General features: G+C 69.2%; 8 protein-coding genes. 1 reads left to right on the forward strand and 7 read right to left on the reverse strand.

Annotated elements, in window-relative coordinates; translation table 11 throughout:
- Complete coding sequence (locus AOM45_RS07550) at positions 1-1,227, reverse strand: aldehyde dehydrogenase family protein (protein ID WP_162185641.1); 1,227 nt, start codon at positions 1,225-1,227, stop codon at positions 1-3.
- 145 nt (positions 1,228-1,372) lie between these two features.
- Between AOM45_RS07550 and AOM45_RS07555 the strand changes: the two genes are divergently transcribed.
- The gene (locus AOM45_RS07555) at positions 1,373-6,346 is read left to right on the forward strand and encodes a non-ribosomal peptide synthetase (RefSeq protein ID WP_051783093.1); all 4,974 of its coding nucleotides are present in this window, start codon (positions 1,373-1,375) and stop codon (positions 6,344-6,346) included.
- Positions 6,347-6,365: 19 nt separating this feature from the next.
- On the opposite strand, the gene AOM45_RS07560 is transcribed toward AOM45_RS07555, so the two are convergent.
- Genes AOM45_RS07560 through AOM45_RS07585 form a run of 6 tightly spaced genes read right to left on the reverse strand, consistent with a single transcriptional unit; the run spans position 6,366 to position 14,415 of the window.
- Entirely contained in the window at positions 6,366-7,703 is a 1,338-nt protein-coding gene (locus AOM45_RS07560; RefSeq protein WP_030467026.1) for an FAD-binding oxidoreductase, read from the reverse strand.
- Positions 7,700-9,385, reverse strand: a complete 1,686-nt coding sequence (gene tsrT, locus AOM45_RS07565) for a tryptophan 2-C-methyltransferase (protein WP_030467027.1) — start codon at positions 9,383-9,385, stop codon at positions 7,700-7,702. The genes AOM45_RS07560 and tsrT overlap by 4 nt, the downstream gene beginning before the upstream one ends.
- A 22-nt stretch (positions 9,386-9,407) precedes the next feature.
- Positions 9,408-10,622, reverse strand: coding sequence for an acyl-CoA dehydrogenase family protein (locus AOM45_RS07570; protein WP_030467028.1), 1,215 nt, complete (start codon positions 10,620-10,622; stop codon positions 9,408-9,410).
- Between the two features lie 9 nt (positions 10,623-10,631).
- Complete coding sequence (locus tag AOM45_RS07575; protein ID WP_030467029.1) at positions 10,632-11,831, reverse strand: acyl-CoA dehydrogenase family protein; 1,200 nt, start codon at positions 11,829-11,831, stop codon at positions 10,632-10,634.
- An 11-nt stretch (positions 11,832-11,842) separates the two neighbouring features.
- Complete coding sequence (locus AOM45_RS07580) at positions 11,843-13,132, reverse strand: ATP-grasp domain-containing protein (RefSeq protein WP_030467030.1); 1,290 nt, start codon at positions 13,130-13,132, stop codon at positions 11,843-11,845.
- Complete coding sequence (locus tag AOM45_RS07585; RefSeq protein ID WP_030467031.1) at positions 13,129-14,415, reverse strand: lysine N(6)-hydroxylase/L-ornithine N(5)-oxygenase family protein; 1,287 nt, start codon at positions 14,413-14,415, stop codon at positions 13,129-13,131. Before AOM45_RS07585 ends, AOM45_RS07580 begins: the two co-directional genes overlap by 4 nt.
- Positions 14,416-14,458: the final 43 nt, after the last annotated feature.

The following is a 14,458-nucleotide window of genomic DNA, read 5'->3' on the forward strand; positions in this document are numbered from 1 at the left end:
TTAGCTCCTGCTGAACTCGAGAAAGTTGTGTCGTGGGCCGTCGCGCCGCACGAACTGCTCGTCCTGCCACTCCCACACCCAGCCCGACCGCCTGCGCCCTCCGTACGACGCGAGCGGCTTCTTGCGCCGCTGGGACAACCACGTCTCTTCGACGAAGACCTGCCCGTGGCTGCGTGCCAGCCGTTCGGCCACGCCCGCCACCCGCCCGAACGCGGTCGCGGACAACCCGTACGGCGAGTCCTCCGCGAGCTCCAGCGCCTCGGGGATCGACCCGACCCGCTGGATCGCGATGACCGGCCCGAACGTCTCCTCGCACATGACCTTCATCCGGTGGTCCGCTCCCGCCACCACGATCGGCGGCACGAGCACCCGTTCCTCGCCGTTGATGTTCATCGATCTGCGCAACCCGGTGCTGAGCACCACGGCGCCCTTGGCGACGGCGTCCTTCAGCTGGTCGTCGATCCGTTGCGCCACAGCGGGCGCGAGCGGACCGACCTGCGTCTCGGGGTCCTTGGGGTCACCGGACCTCAGCTCCCTCACCAGGTCGGTCACGCGTTCCACGAAGTCGTCGTACGCGGCGGACACCACGTAGAACCGTTCCGGCGAGGTGCAGGCCTGGCCGGCGTTGAACGTGCTCGCCTCGACCGCGGCCCGCGCCGCCTCGTCCACCAGCGCCGGGCACAGCACCAGAAACGGGTCCTTGCCCGGTCCCTCGAAGATGAACTTCGTGCCAGTGAGCCGGGCCTGCCTCTCGTAGCCGGCGGCCCAGGCGTCGTCGCCGAACGCCATGAGCGCGTCGATCTCGGGCTGGCGCAGGGCGTGCGAGAGGAACCCGGCGCCGTCGTAGTCGACGAACTCCGCCGCCTCGCCCACGAGACCGGTGAGCACCTCGGTCCAGGCCTGGCGCCGGCGCGGCAACCGCACCAGCGTCTTGTTGCCCGCGAGGTGCGACGCGGCGATCGTGGCGAGCGGGTTGCTCAGGATCGCGTTGCCGGGCAACGCCAGCGCCACCCGTCCGAGCGGACTCCGGCCCGCCAGTCGCGGGGTGACTCCCGCGAACGCCTCCAGCCTGCTCACCGCGAGCGCCAGGTCGGCGCGGACCACCTGGCGCGGGAAGGGCAGCAGATCGACGGCGGCGTCCTCCAGCTCGGCGGCGGACTCCAGCAACCGTTGGCAGATCGCGGAGATGACGTCCAAGCGGGAAGCCGTGTCAGGTGCCGGACTCACGACCACCACCCCTTTCCTCGACATGTCGGCGGACCGTAGGCGCGCGGAGTTAGCCCCCAGTTACGGCCTTTGCCGCGTAACCCCGCCCTAACTGCGCGGACATACGTTGCGGCGCACTGAATCCGTGTGCGAAAGGTGGAACGTCGTGCGGGAACGACAGCTGTACTTCCACGAGCTCGTTGAGCAGGCGGCCCGCCGCGACCCCCGCGCGACCGCCGTGGAGCAGGACGACAAGCAACTCGACTTCGCCCACCTGGACGGGTTCGCGAACCGGCTCGCGCAGCACCTGCGCGGGCTCGGCGTCACCGCGGGCTCGCGGGTCGGGCTGTGCCTGGAACGCGGCAAGCCCAGCCTGGTGGCCCAGCTCGCGATCTTCAAGCTGGGGGCGGCGGCCGTGCTGCTCGACCCCGAGTACCCCGAGGCGCGGCTGGCGTTCATGCTGGACAACGCCGAGGCGGTCGCGCTGGTCACGCGGTCGGAGCTCGCCGACCGGATCATCCTCGACCGGGACTTCCCCGTCGTGCTGACCGACGGCGACGAGTGGCGCAACGCCCCGGAGGAGAATCCCGGCGCCGAGGTCGACGACGACACGGTGTGCCACGTGGCCTACACGTCCGGCTCGACCGGCGTGCCCAAGGCGGTCCTGCTGCGACACGGTCCACTCAGGACACTCATCACGACTCTCCAGGACCAGTGCGGCATCACCGGAGGCACGCGCGGCACGTGGCTGTCCTCCCCCGGTGCCGGCCTGGTCGAGGTCGACTGCTTCCCGGTGCTCGCCGCGGGCGGCGCGGTCTGCATCCCGCCTTCCGACATCGCCGCGAAGGCGGACGCGCTCAAGGACTGGCTGGTGGAGAAGGAGATCACGCACGCCCTGTTGCTCACCGCGACGGCCGAGCGGACGTGGCACCTCGACTGGCCCGCGCACACCAGGCTGCGCAACGTGCGCATCGCCGGTGAACGGCTGCGCAGCTGGCCACCCGACCACCTCCCGTTCGAGGTCGTCAACGTCTACGGCTCGTCCGAGGCGACGGTCGTGACCACGTGCAACCTGTCCGCCATCGGCCGGACCCTCACCGACGACGAACGCGCCCACCGCGCGCCGCCCGTCGGACTTCCGGTGCCCGGTGTGCGCGTCCACGTGCTGGACGACGAGTTCCAGCCCGTGCCCGCGGGCACTCCGGGCGAACTGTTCGTGTCCGGCGCGAGCCTGTCGCAGGGCTATCTGAACCGCCCCGAGGCCAACGACGAGAAGTTCCTCGAAAACCCTTTGGACGACGACCCGAACCCGGTGCTCTACCGCACCGGTGACGTCGCGCGGCGCTGGCCGGACGGCATCGTCGAGGTCGTCGGCCGCACCGACAACGAGGTCAAGATCCGCGGTTACCGGGTGCACCTCGGCGAGGTCGAGTCCGTGCTCGCCCAGCAGCCCGGCGTGCGGCAGTCCGCCGTCACCGCGTACGAGCAGGTCGAGGGCGAACGCAAGCTCGTCGGCTACATCGAGCCCGACCGCGCCGCACCACCGCTGCTGTCCGCGGTGCGCAAGGCGTTGCGGCAGCAGCTGCCGCACTTCATGGTGCCCGCCGTGCTGGTCGTCGTGGAGGACATGCCGATCTCCGCGAACGGCAAGATCGACCGGGACGCGCTGCCGCCACCCCCGCGCACGCGCCCGGACCTCGACGTCGAGCTGGTCGAGCCGCGCGACGAGGTGGAACGCGCGCTCGCCGCCATCTGGTCCGACGTGCTCGCGATCGACGAGATCGGCGTGCTGGACAACTTCTTCGACCTCGGCGGCGACTCGCTGAGCGCGATCCGGCTGCTCACCGCGGTCGGCGACGAGATGAAGGTCGAGCTCGCGCTGACCGACCTCGTCCGGGGGCCGAGCGTCGCGCAGGTCGCGCGCAAGGTCGAGACGCTGCGCGCCCAGGGCGCGGGAGTACAGGAGTTCCCGGTCGTCGTCGCGGACGAACTCGCCCGCTACGAGCCGTTCCCGCTCACCGAGACCCAGCAGGCGCTGTGGATCGGCCGCGGTGACGCGGTGGACTTCGGCAACGTCGGCTGCCACGGCTACTTCGAGTGGGAACGCGACGGGCTCGACGTCGACCGGTTCAAGACGGCCTGGCGGAAGCTCGTGCAGCGGCACGACATGCTGCGCGCGATCGTGCTGCCGGACGGCACGCAGAAGGTGCTTCCGTCGACCGACGGCGACGACATTCGCGTCGCGGACCTGCGCGAACTGCCCGCCGAGGAAGCCGAGGCGCACGCTCTCGCCACCCGTGAGGAGATGTCGCACCAGGTCATCGACTCCGACCGGTGGCCGCTCTACGACATCCGGCTCACGTTGCTGGGCGGAGGCAAGGTCCGCCTGCACGTCGGCATCGACCTGCTGATCATGGACGCGTGGAGTGCCTTCCAGGTCCTGTTCCCCGACCTGATCGAGCTCTACGAGAACCCGGACGACGACCTGCCGCCGCTGGACATCACGTTCCGCGACTACGTGCTCCAGTCGAAGGCGGCGCTGGAGGACTCCGAGGCCTACCGCCGCTCGCGCGAGTACTGGGTGTCGCGCGTGCCGAACCTGCCGGCGGCGCCCGATCTGCCGCTGGTCAGCAACCCGCGTGGCGAGGTCAAGTTCGACCGCCGCGCCCACGACGTGCGGCCCGACGACTGGAACCTGTTGAAGGAACGGGCGAAGAAGGCCGGCGTGACACCGTCCGGCCTCCTCGTCGCGGCGTTCTCCGAGGTGCTGCGGACGTGGTGCAAGAACGACCGCTTCACCATCAACTTCCCGATCTTCGACCGGCTGCCGATGCACGGCGAGATCGACCGGCTGCTCGGTGACTTCACCAACACCCTGCTGGTGGCCGTCGAGAAGACCGACGGCACGTTCGCCGAACGGGCGCGCGACATCCAGGAGCAGATGTGGAGCGACCTCGAGCACCGGCACTTCAACGGCGTGCAGGTGCTGCGCGAGCTGTTGCGGCAGCAGCAGTTCGCCGGGCTCAGGCCGGCCATGCCGATCGTCGTGACCAGCCTGCTCGGCCACCCGCCGCGCCGCCAGGTGTCCGCGCTGGGCCGGGAGACGTACGGCATCTCGCAGACCCCGCAGGTGCTGCTGGACTTCCAGATCCGCGAGATCGACGGGATCCTGCACTTCAAGTGGGACTTCCTGGACGCCGTGTTCCCGCCGGGCCTGATCGACGCGATGTTCGCCGCCTACGTGAGGCTGATCGAGCAGCTGATCCACGACGAGGCGCAGTGGCACGTCGAACAGCCACGACTGGTGCCGGCCGAGCAGATCGCGGTGCGCACGGAGGTCAACCAGACCGCCACCGACGTGCCGGACGTGCTGCTGCACGAGCTGCTGTCCGAATCGGACTCTCCCGCCGTGATCGCACCCGATCGCACGCTGTCGTTCACTGAACTTCGCCGGTACTCAACGCGCATCGGACGCGGTCTGCGTTCGGCGGGTGCACAACCGAACGAGCTCGTCGCCGTCGTGCTGCCGAAGGGCTGGCAGCAGTACGCCGCCGTGTACGGAGTGCTCGCGTCCGGCGCCGCGTACCTGCCGATCGACCCGTCCGTGCCCGACGACCGGCTGCGGTTCCTGCTCCGCGACGGCGAGGTCCGGTTCGTGCTGACCGCGGAAGGCCTGCGTGAGTTCCCCGACGACGTCCGCACGTTAACCGTTTCCGACTTCGACGGCGAGTCCGAGGACGAGCTGGAGAGCGTCCAGGCGGCCACCGATCTCGCCTACGTCATCTACACCTCCGGCTCGACCGGCACGCCGAAGGGCGTCATGGTCGACCACCGCGGTGTGGTGAACATGTTCTCCGACATGAACTCCCGGCTCGGCGTCGGACCGGACGACCGCGCGTTCGCGATCTCCGGCCTGCACTTCGACCTGTCCGTGTACGACCTGTTCGGCGTGCTCGCCGCGGGCGGGTGCGCGGTCGTGCCGGAGCCGTCCGAGCAGCCGGATCCCGCGCACTGGCTGGACCTGGTGCGAGAGCACGGCGTCACGTTCTGGAACTCGGTACCCGCACTGGCGGAACTGCTGGCGGACAACGCCTCGCCCGGTGATCTCGACTCGCTGCGCACCGTCGTGATGGCGGGCGACTGGATCCCGCTGGCCCTGCCGGACCGCCTGCGCGCCCTGGCACCGTCCGTCCGCGTGATCGGCTCCGGCGGGCCGACCGAGACGATCTGCTGGTCGGTCGTCTACCCGATCGGCGAGGTGTCGCCCGACTGGACGTCGATCCCGTACGGCAAGCCCATGTCCAACCACCGCTACCACGTGCTGGACCACCGCTGGCAGGACCGCCCGACGTGGGTGCCCGGCCAGATCGTGGTCGGCAGCGACATCGGCCTCGCCCACGGTTACTGGCACGACGACGAGCGGACGAGGGAACGGTTCTTCCGCCTGCCGTCCACCGGCGAACGCGTCTACGCGACCGGTGACCTCGGCCGCTACCTGCCGGACGGCACGATCGAGATCCTCGGCCGCGACGACTTCCAGGTGCAGGTGAACGGTCACCGCGTCGAGCTCGGCGAGATCGAGTCGACCGCGGAACGCCACCCGGACGTGCAGTCGTGCGTGGTGGTCGCGGCGGACTCGGCGAGCGGCGGCAAACGGCTGGTGTGCTTCGTCGTGGGCACCGCCGACATCACGGACTTCCTGCGGTCGCAGCTGCCCGCGTACATGGTGCCGGCGGACATCCGCGAGCTGGAGTCGTTCCCGTTGACCGGCAACGGCAAGGTGGACCGCCGGGCGCTCACCGCCCAGGCCGAGCTGGTGGCGTCCTCCTCGTCCGACGAGGCGTGCGGGCCGGTCGAGGCGTTGGTGGCCGGTGTGTGCGCCGAAGTGCTCGAACTGCCCGAGGTGGGCGTGCACGACAGCTTCTTCCAGCTGGGCGGCGACTCGCTCACCGGCACTCGGTACGCGAACAAGCTCAACGAGACGTTCGACGTGACGCTGTCCGTGCGGGACGTCTTCACCTCGCCGACGTGCGCGCAGCTGGCCGCGGAACTGGCCCGCGACCAGCGCATCGTCGACTTCGCGCAGGCCATCGCCGACCTGGCGACCGCTGAAGAGCTCGAACCGGTGGCCGGAAACTAGCACCGCGTCAGAACCTCGCTCAGATCGCCTGGGAGAACTCGAAGAACCGGTCCGGGTCGTACCGGCGCTTCACCTCGGCGAGCCGGGCGAGGTTCTGGCCGTGGTAGGCCTGCCGCCAGTCCGGCAGGTCCGGATCCGTGAAGTTCAGGTACGAGGCGTTGTCCGTGTGTTCCCCGATGTCCTCGTGCAACGCCGTCAACCACTCCAGGTTGTCCCGCACGACCTGCGGACTGTCCGACGACATCCACGACGTGTCCAGCGACACCAGGAACAACGCGTCGCGGTGCGGGAACGCCGTCTCGGTCGCGCCGATCGCGTTCATGGCGCCGCCCCACCCGAACAATGCCGCACCTCCTCCGTCCGGATTGCTGCTGCCAGGCCACTTGTCCACGGCCGTGACGAGCGTGCGCACTCCTTCTTCGGGCAGTGGAACGGACGTCGTGCGCGTCCGGCCCGCGAACGCGCCACCGGCCGTCTCGTGGTGGACGTACTCCACTGCTTCCCAGTACGTCCGGTCCGCGATGTCGCACCGGAACGGGCGGGTGCGACTCAACGGGGCCAGCAAGGTACGCAGCTCATCGGCCGAACCGAGGTGCCAGCCGATCACGGACACCATTCGGTCGCTGGTCAGGCCGATGCGCAACGACAACGCGTCCGGCGCGGTGCGCTGGACCTCCTGCGCCACCAGCAGGACGTCGACCGCGTGCTCCCACTCCCACAGCAGCAGGCAGGTCGCGCTGTCCACCACCGGCCGCGCCAGGAACGTGAAGGACGTGTTGACGCCGAAGTTGCCGCCGCCACCGCCCCGGCAAGCCCAGAACAGGTCGAGATTCTCGGACGCCGAACACGACACGACGCTGCCGTCGGCGAGAACGACGTCGGTGCTGACGAGCGAGTCGCAGGTCAGGCCGAACGCCCTCGACACCGCCGCCACTCCCCCGCCGAGGGTCAGTCCGCCGATCGCGACCTCGTCGGAGTTGCCCAGTGGGAACGCGATGTCGTGCGGCCGCAACGCCTCGTACAGCGCGCGCATCCGTGTACCGCCGCCGACGGTGACCAGCCCCGAGGACGGATCGACCTGGACGTCGCAGAGTCCGCGCAGGTCCAGCACCAGCCCGGTGTTCACGGACGTGCCGGCGTAGCTGTGGCCGCCGCCGCGCGCCACGAGCGGCACGTCGTTCTCGCGGGCCCACGTCATCGCCGTGACGACGTCCTCCGCACAAGCAGCAGACAGCACCGCCATGGGCACCACAGAGGCGTAGCGTTCGTTGAACGGCTTGCTGCTCGCCGTGAAGCCGTCGTCGCCGGGCAGCAGCACCCGTCCGCGGACCTGCGCCGCGAGATCGTCGAACGTCACTGAACGACCCCCGCCAGCTGGGCCTCGCGCAGAATCTCCTCGCGTTCGCGCCAATGCGACCAGAACGCGCCCTTGTAACCGAGGCTGGTCAGGCCGATCAGGAACGGGTTGTCGGCGTAGTTGTTCTCCGACTCGCTCATGCCCGCGAGCGTCGGCAGCATCACGCGGTGGTGGTCCGACGGGTCGACGAGCGACCACAGGTACTCCACCGTCCGCGACCAACGGCCGTTCGGGTCGGTGTTCGTGCCCGCGTCCTCCAGCAGGTCCGGCGAGAAGTAGCAGACGAGCCGGAACTCACCGCGTTCGTCCCACATGAACTGCCTCTCGTACTCGACCAGACTCGCGCACATCGACAACGGCTTGAGCACGATCGGGCCGGTCGCGGTGTTCGACTGCAGGCCGGGCATCGCGCGGACGCCGGCGCACTGCTCGGCCAGCGAGATGCCGAGCGGGTGGTGCGGGAACAGCCGCAGCCCCAAGGAGAACGCCGTGACCGTCGCGTCAAGCGCCATGAACGCGTGCACGCAGTCGCGCATGGTCTCCCAGGTCTCGCCCGGCATGGCGAACAGGGCCTCGACCATGGTCTTGATGCCGCGCTCGCGACAGAGCCGCACAAGCCGTTCGGTGTCCTCGAACGTGTAGTACGTGGTGCCCTTGCCGGTCACCTTCCACCCGGAGAGCACGTCCTCGCGGATGTGGTCGCTGCCGACGTTCACCCCCTGGCAGCCCGCCGCGGCCAGCAGATCCGCGAACTCCTCGTCGAACGGCGAGGGCTGGCAGTACACCCACAGCCGCAGCGAGTTCAACGGGTTCGCGGCGCTGGAGTGCTTGCGCCGCACGATCTCGCGCAACACGTTCTTGGCGTGCGAGATCGACAGGTTGAACTCGCTGTCCGTCGTGTGCTGGTCGAGGATTCCCTGCGCGGCCAGGGACTGCATCTCGTCGACGACGGCAGCGACGTCCCGGCGTGCGACGGCACCGCCCTTGGCGTCCGGTTCGACGCAGTGCGCGCACCGGTACACGCAGCCGGACTTGGTCAGGATGCCCGCGAGACCACCACGCTTGTAGTACTCGCCGTTGTCCACCTTGTACTTGTCGCCGGATCTTCGGACGTACGTCCCGGCGCCGTCGACCTGCCACGTCTTGACCACGGTGGGGCCGACCTGCAACAGAGGCTGGAGAACACCGGAAGTCCGCACGATCCCGCCGGGCGTGTTGCGGATCAGCCCGTCCACAGTGGACACGTCACGTCCGGTGGCGAGGGCGTCGGCCAGGTCGACGACGATCATCTCGCCCGGCCCCTTCACCCCGTAGTCGACGCCGAAGTAGTCGACGAGCGCGAACGGCATGGTGGAGAAGCCGATGCCGCCCGCCACCAGCGGCGCGTCCGTCAGCCGGGTGATCTCGGTGATGATCTCCTTGTGCTCACCGACGAAAGGGCGTTGCTCGAAGGCGTACACGGTGTCGGTGTTGCGGACCGTGATGCCGACCAGCATCGGTTCCCGCGTGGTGAAGTACTCCGTCAGAAACGTCTTCCAGTCGTCGCGGTGGAACGTCAGGTCCACCACCTCGACCTCGAAGCCCGCGTTCTCCAGCGACGTGGTGAGCACGTCGAGCGCGTACGGCGCGATGGGCGGGTGCACCTTGTTCGGGTTGACGAGTGTTACCAGGCCTCTGCTCATCGGATCTTCCCCCGCTGGTCTGCTACACGATGCCGAGGGCGATGCCGAACTCGGGCTTGGCGTTCAGGAGGTAGGCGCCGGCGGACTGGAGGATCCGGTCCTGCGCGGCCAGGTGCTGGCAGATCGTGGCGGTGTCGCGCATCCACCGCTGCATCGGTGAGGACCGGTGGATCGACCACGTCTGCAGCAGGTCGAACAGGCGGTTCACGATCGAGCGCGACATGCGGAACGCGTGCACCCACGACAGGGGGCAGGCGGCGCGTTCGATCGGGTCGAGGTCGTCGAGCGTGCCACCGGCCGAAAGCACTTCCCACTGGCGCTCCAGCGCGCCGTACACACCCGCGCGGGTGGCGTTGAAGTCCGCCTCACAGGACGCCAGGGTCACCTGGACGCGCCAGATGTCCGCCCAGTCCGTGCCGGTCATCCGGTCGACGCGCTGCATCACGGACTCCCGCGCGTAGTCCAGTGCGGCACGCGCGACGCCGAGCGAGACACCGCACATCGTGCGCGTGAAGGCGTCCGGTTGGGCGAGCGGACCGCGGCGCCCGCGGACGTTGTCGAAGCTGAACGAGTGCTCCTCCGGCACGAACACGTCCTTGACCGTGTAGTCGCAACTGCCGCTGCCGCGCAGACCTGTGGTGTCCCAGTTGTCGATGACCTCGACCTCGTGGCGCGGCAGCAGGAACTGGCGCGACTCGTGCGGGTTGCTGCCGTCCGGGCTCGCGTACCTCTGGCCGTCCTGGTAGACGAAGCCGCCGGAGATCACCCAGTCGGCGTGGTCGATGCCGCTGCCGAACGGCCACCGCCCGCTCAGCCGGTAGCCGCCGGGCACCTTCTCCGCACGGCCGGACGGTTGCAGGAGTCCCGCGACGATCTGGTCGGGGTTCGGGAACATCTCCTTGGCCACGACCGGATCGAGGAACTCGGCGTAGATGCCGGTGTTCGACCCGATCATCGAGCACCAGCCCACCGAAGCGTCCCCGTAGGACAGTGCCTCGACGACCTCCAGCTGCTGCATCGAGGTCAGTTCCAGGCCACCCCAGTGCTTTCCGAAGCACATGCGGAACACGCCGTTGTCCCGCAACGTGTCCACGACGTCCTGCGGCAGCCGGCGCAGCCGCTCGATCTCCTCGGAGCGTTCCCGCAGCACCGGTGCGAGAGCCTTGGCGCGCTCGATGAGCTCCGCCGCGGTCTGCGCCACCTTCATCTGGGCATCGAGCGCCCTCGTCATGGTCATGACTTCCCCCTACTTGACGATGCCGAGGCAGATGCGGAACTTGGGCCTGCGACCCAGCAGGTACGCGCCGGCGGACTCGAGGATCGCGTCCTGCGCGGAGAGGTTCTGGCACATGGTCGCGGTGTCGCGCAGCCAGCGGTCCATCGGCGAGGACCGGTGGATCGACCACGTCTGCAGCAGGTCGAACAGGCGGTTCACGATCGAGCGGGACGTGCGGAACGCGTGCAGCCACGCGATCGGCGACGCGGCCCGTTCGTTCATCGTGAGGTCGTCGAGCGTGCCGCCGGCCGACAGGACCTCCCACTGCCGCGTCATCGCGGAGTAGACGCCGTTGCGGGTGGCGTTGAAGTCGGCCTCGCACTCGGCGAGCGTCACCTGCACGCGCCAGATGTCCGCCCAGTCCGTGCCGGTCATCCGGTCGACTCGCTGCAACACGCACTCGCGGGCGTAGTCCAGGGCGGCACGCGCGACACCCAACGGGACACCGCACAGGCTGCGCATGAACGACTCCGGCTGTGCCAGCGGGTGCGGCGAACAGCGCGGGTTGTCGAACGTCAGGGTGTGCTCCTCGGGCACGAACACGTCCGTGATCGTGTAGTCGGAGCTGCCGCTGCCGCGCAGGCCGGTGGTGTCCCAGTCGTCCAGGATCTCGACCTGGCTCTGCGGCACCAGGAACTGGCGCGACTCGTGCGGGTTGCTGCCGTCCGGGCTGGCGTACGGCTCACCGTTCTCGAAGACGAACGCGCCGGACATCACCCAGTCCGCGTGGTGGATCGTGCTGCCGAACGACCACCGCCCGCTGAGCCGGAACCCGCCGGGTACCTTGTCAGCGCGCCCGGCAGGGGCCAGCACGCCGGCGGTGACCATGTCGAGGCGCGGGTAGACGTCGCGGACGACATCGGGTTCGAGGAAGTTGGCCAGCAGTCCGGTGTTCGCGCCGATGATGCCGCACCACGCGGCGGACGCGTCGCCGTACGCGAGCGCTTCGGCGACCTGCGTCTGCTCCATCGACGTGAGCTCTGGGCCGCCCCACTCGCGGCGGAAGCACATGCGGTGCACGCCGGTGGCGCGCAACAGCTCGACGACGTCCGGCGGGAGCTGTCCGGCCTCCTCGATCTCGGCGGACCGTTCGCGCAGCACCGGCGCGAGGGCCTTGGCGCGGGCGATGATCTCGGTCGCCGTGCGGGGCTCGTCGGCCACCGTGGTCATGTTGATGCTCCTCACTCGTCCACGTCCAGAAGCCCTGCGGGCATTGCGAAAGGCGCGTCGGGATCCGCCGGCCCGGCCGGTTCGGTCTCCAGCTCCACCAGGGCGGCGGCCTTCTCCAGGCGGTCGAGGCACGTCTGCGTGTCGTCGGCCTCGCACACGACGAACGAGTGCCGCGCGAGATAACCGCCGGGAGGCAGGCGCAACGTCGTGCCGGGCTCGCACATCGGTGACGTCGCGACCAGGCCGGGCGCCTCGTCCGGCACCTTGATCGACTTCAGCAGGCAGTCCTGCTCGGGGTAGCCGAAGCGGATGCCCGCGACGCGGCGGTGCGTCGGCGTGACGTCCGGGCGCTGGCCGGTCGTGACGTCGAACAGCACCTCGCCGGGTTCGATGCCGGTGGCGGTGCGGCCGAGGAACGGGATGAGGTCGCCGCCGAGCCTGCCGTTGATCTCGATGATCAGCGGGCCGCGGTCGGTCAGCCGCACCTCGCTGTGCGTGATGCCGTTCTCGATGCCCAACGCCTTGTGCGCCTTCGCCAGGTGCCGCATGAGGTCCTGGTCGTCGAGGAGCGGGTCGTTCGCGTCGACGACGTGCCCGACCTCCTCGAAGTACGGGTGGTCGCTGCTGTGCTTGCGCGCCACGAACATCGGCAGGTACTCGCCCTTGTGCACGGCACCGTCGACACTGATCTCGGGGCCGGGCGCGTAGCGTTCGACGATCGCGCTCGCCCGGTACGGCCCCGGATCGACCTCGCTCGCCGCCAGTGCGACGTGGAACGCCTCGTCGAGCTCGGAGGAGTCGGTGGCGAAGACGACGCCGATGCTCGCGCCCATCGCCCGTGGCTTGATCACGACCGGGTAGCCGATGCGCTCGGCCGCCGCGCGGGCCTGCTCGACGGTCGTGGTGAGCTCGAAACCCGGCTGGTGCAGGCCGGCCGCGGTGAGCACGGCACGGGTGCGTTCCTTGTCACGGCAGCCGCGCACGCCCGCCGCGGACAGTCCCGGCACGCCGAACTCGGCGGCGAGCAGGCCCGCGTCGAGCACCAGCGGTTCGTCCCAGCACATCAGGCCGACGACGGTGCGGCGTGCGACGACCTCGCGGGCGGCGGTGCCCATGACGTCCGAGTCGAAGACGTTCGCGACGATGATCTCGTCGAAGTACTGGCGCTGCCAGGTGGGTTTGAGGTTGTTGATCAGGACCAGGTCGATGCCCGCGGCCTGCGCGCGGCGGGCGATCGGCGCGACGAGGTACTCGCGGTAGACCTTGAGTCCGCTGCCGATGACGAGGATCGCGGGGTTCATGCCTTTACTCCCGTTTCCCTAAAAGAAGACTGGCGCCGCGCGAGGAGGTCGGTGAGGATGTCCTGCGAGCGGTGGGCGATGACGCTGATCAGCGAGTCGGCGATGCCGTGCGTCTCCTCGTTCACGCCCTGCAGGTACATGGCGCCCCAGGCGGAGTCGCCGAGGTCGACGCGGTACTGACGGCTGACGGTGATCTCGTCGATGCCGGCGCGACCGGCCAGGTCGCGGACGAGCCACGGCATGCGCGGGTCGTAACCGATGCCCAGCAGCACGAGGTCGCAGTGCAGCGGCTCGACCTTGCCGCTCATGCGGTCGCGCAGGTCGAGGACCACCTCGTCGTTCTCCACGCGGGCGGCGACGACCTCGGTCATCGGCCGCACCCACGAACGCTGCGGCCCGAGCGTCTTCTGCTGGTAGAGCATCGTGTAGAGGTTGTCGAGGAACTCCGGCGCTAGGCCCGCGTAGTTCGTCAGCCGCATTTCCCCGAGGATCTGTTTGCGCACCTCGGGCGGGGCGTCGTAGAACTCGTCGACGAACGACGGGTAGAACAGCTCGTTCACGAACGTGCTGTGCTGGTAGTTCTGCAGCCCGATCGACCGGACGACCATCGTCACCTGGCTCTCGGGGAGGTTCTGGTGCAGCGCGTAGAACATCTCCGCCGCGCTCTGCGCACCTCCCACGACCACCGCGCGCAACGGTTCGTCCTTGGGGATCCGCGCGATTCTGGTGCGGTACTGGGCGCTGTGCACGATGCGTTCGGTCGGCAGCTCGCCGAACACCTCGGGGATGCGCGGGTCACGCCCGCCACCGACCACGAGGTCGCGGCAGCGGATCCGGTCACCGTCCACGAGGGACACTTCCCAGCCGGTGATCGAGCCGTCCGGGGAACGCGTCGGCTCGATGCTCTGCGCGCGGGAGTCGTAGCGGATCTGCACGCGCTCCAACGACTTCGCGGCCCACTGGAGGTAGTCCGAGAGCTCCCAGCGGAACGGGCTGAAGGTGCCGAGGTTGACGAACTCGTCGAGCCTGCCCTGGTCGTGCAGGAAGTTGAGGAACGAGAAGCGGCTGCGCGGGTTGCGCAACGTCACCAGGTCCTTGAGGAACGAGACCTGGCTGCGCGCCCACGGCATGAGCAGGTTGCGCTGCCACTTGACGTCCGGGCTCTGTTCGAGCAGGAGGGTGTTCTCGGCCAGGTCCGATTCGGACTCCTCGATCGCGACGGCGAGCGCCAGGTTCGCCGGCCCCGCACCGATCGCCAGAACGCCGACTTCTCGGTCAGTCACAGTGCCCCCTCGATGGTTTCGCAGCCGAAAATGACGCTAGACA

It is taken from the genome of Lentzea aerocolonigenes (assembly GCF_000974445.1).
In the GTDB taxonomy this organism is placed as follows: domain Bacteria; phylum Actinomycetota; class Actinomycetes; order Mycobacteriales; family Pseudonocardiaceae; genus Lentzea; species Lentzea aerocolonigenes.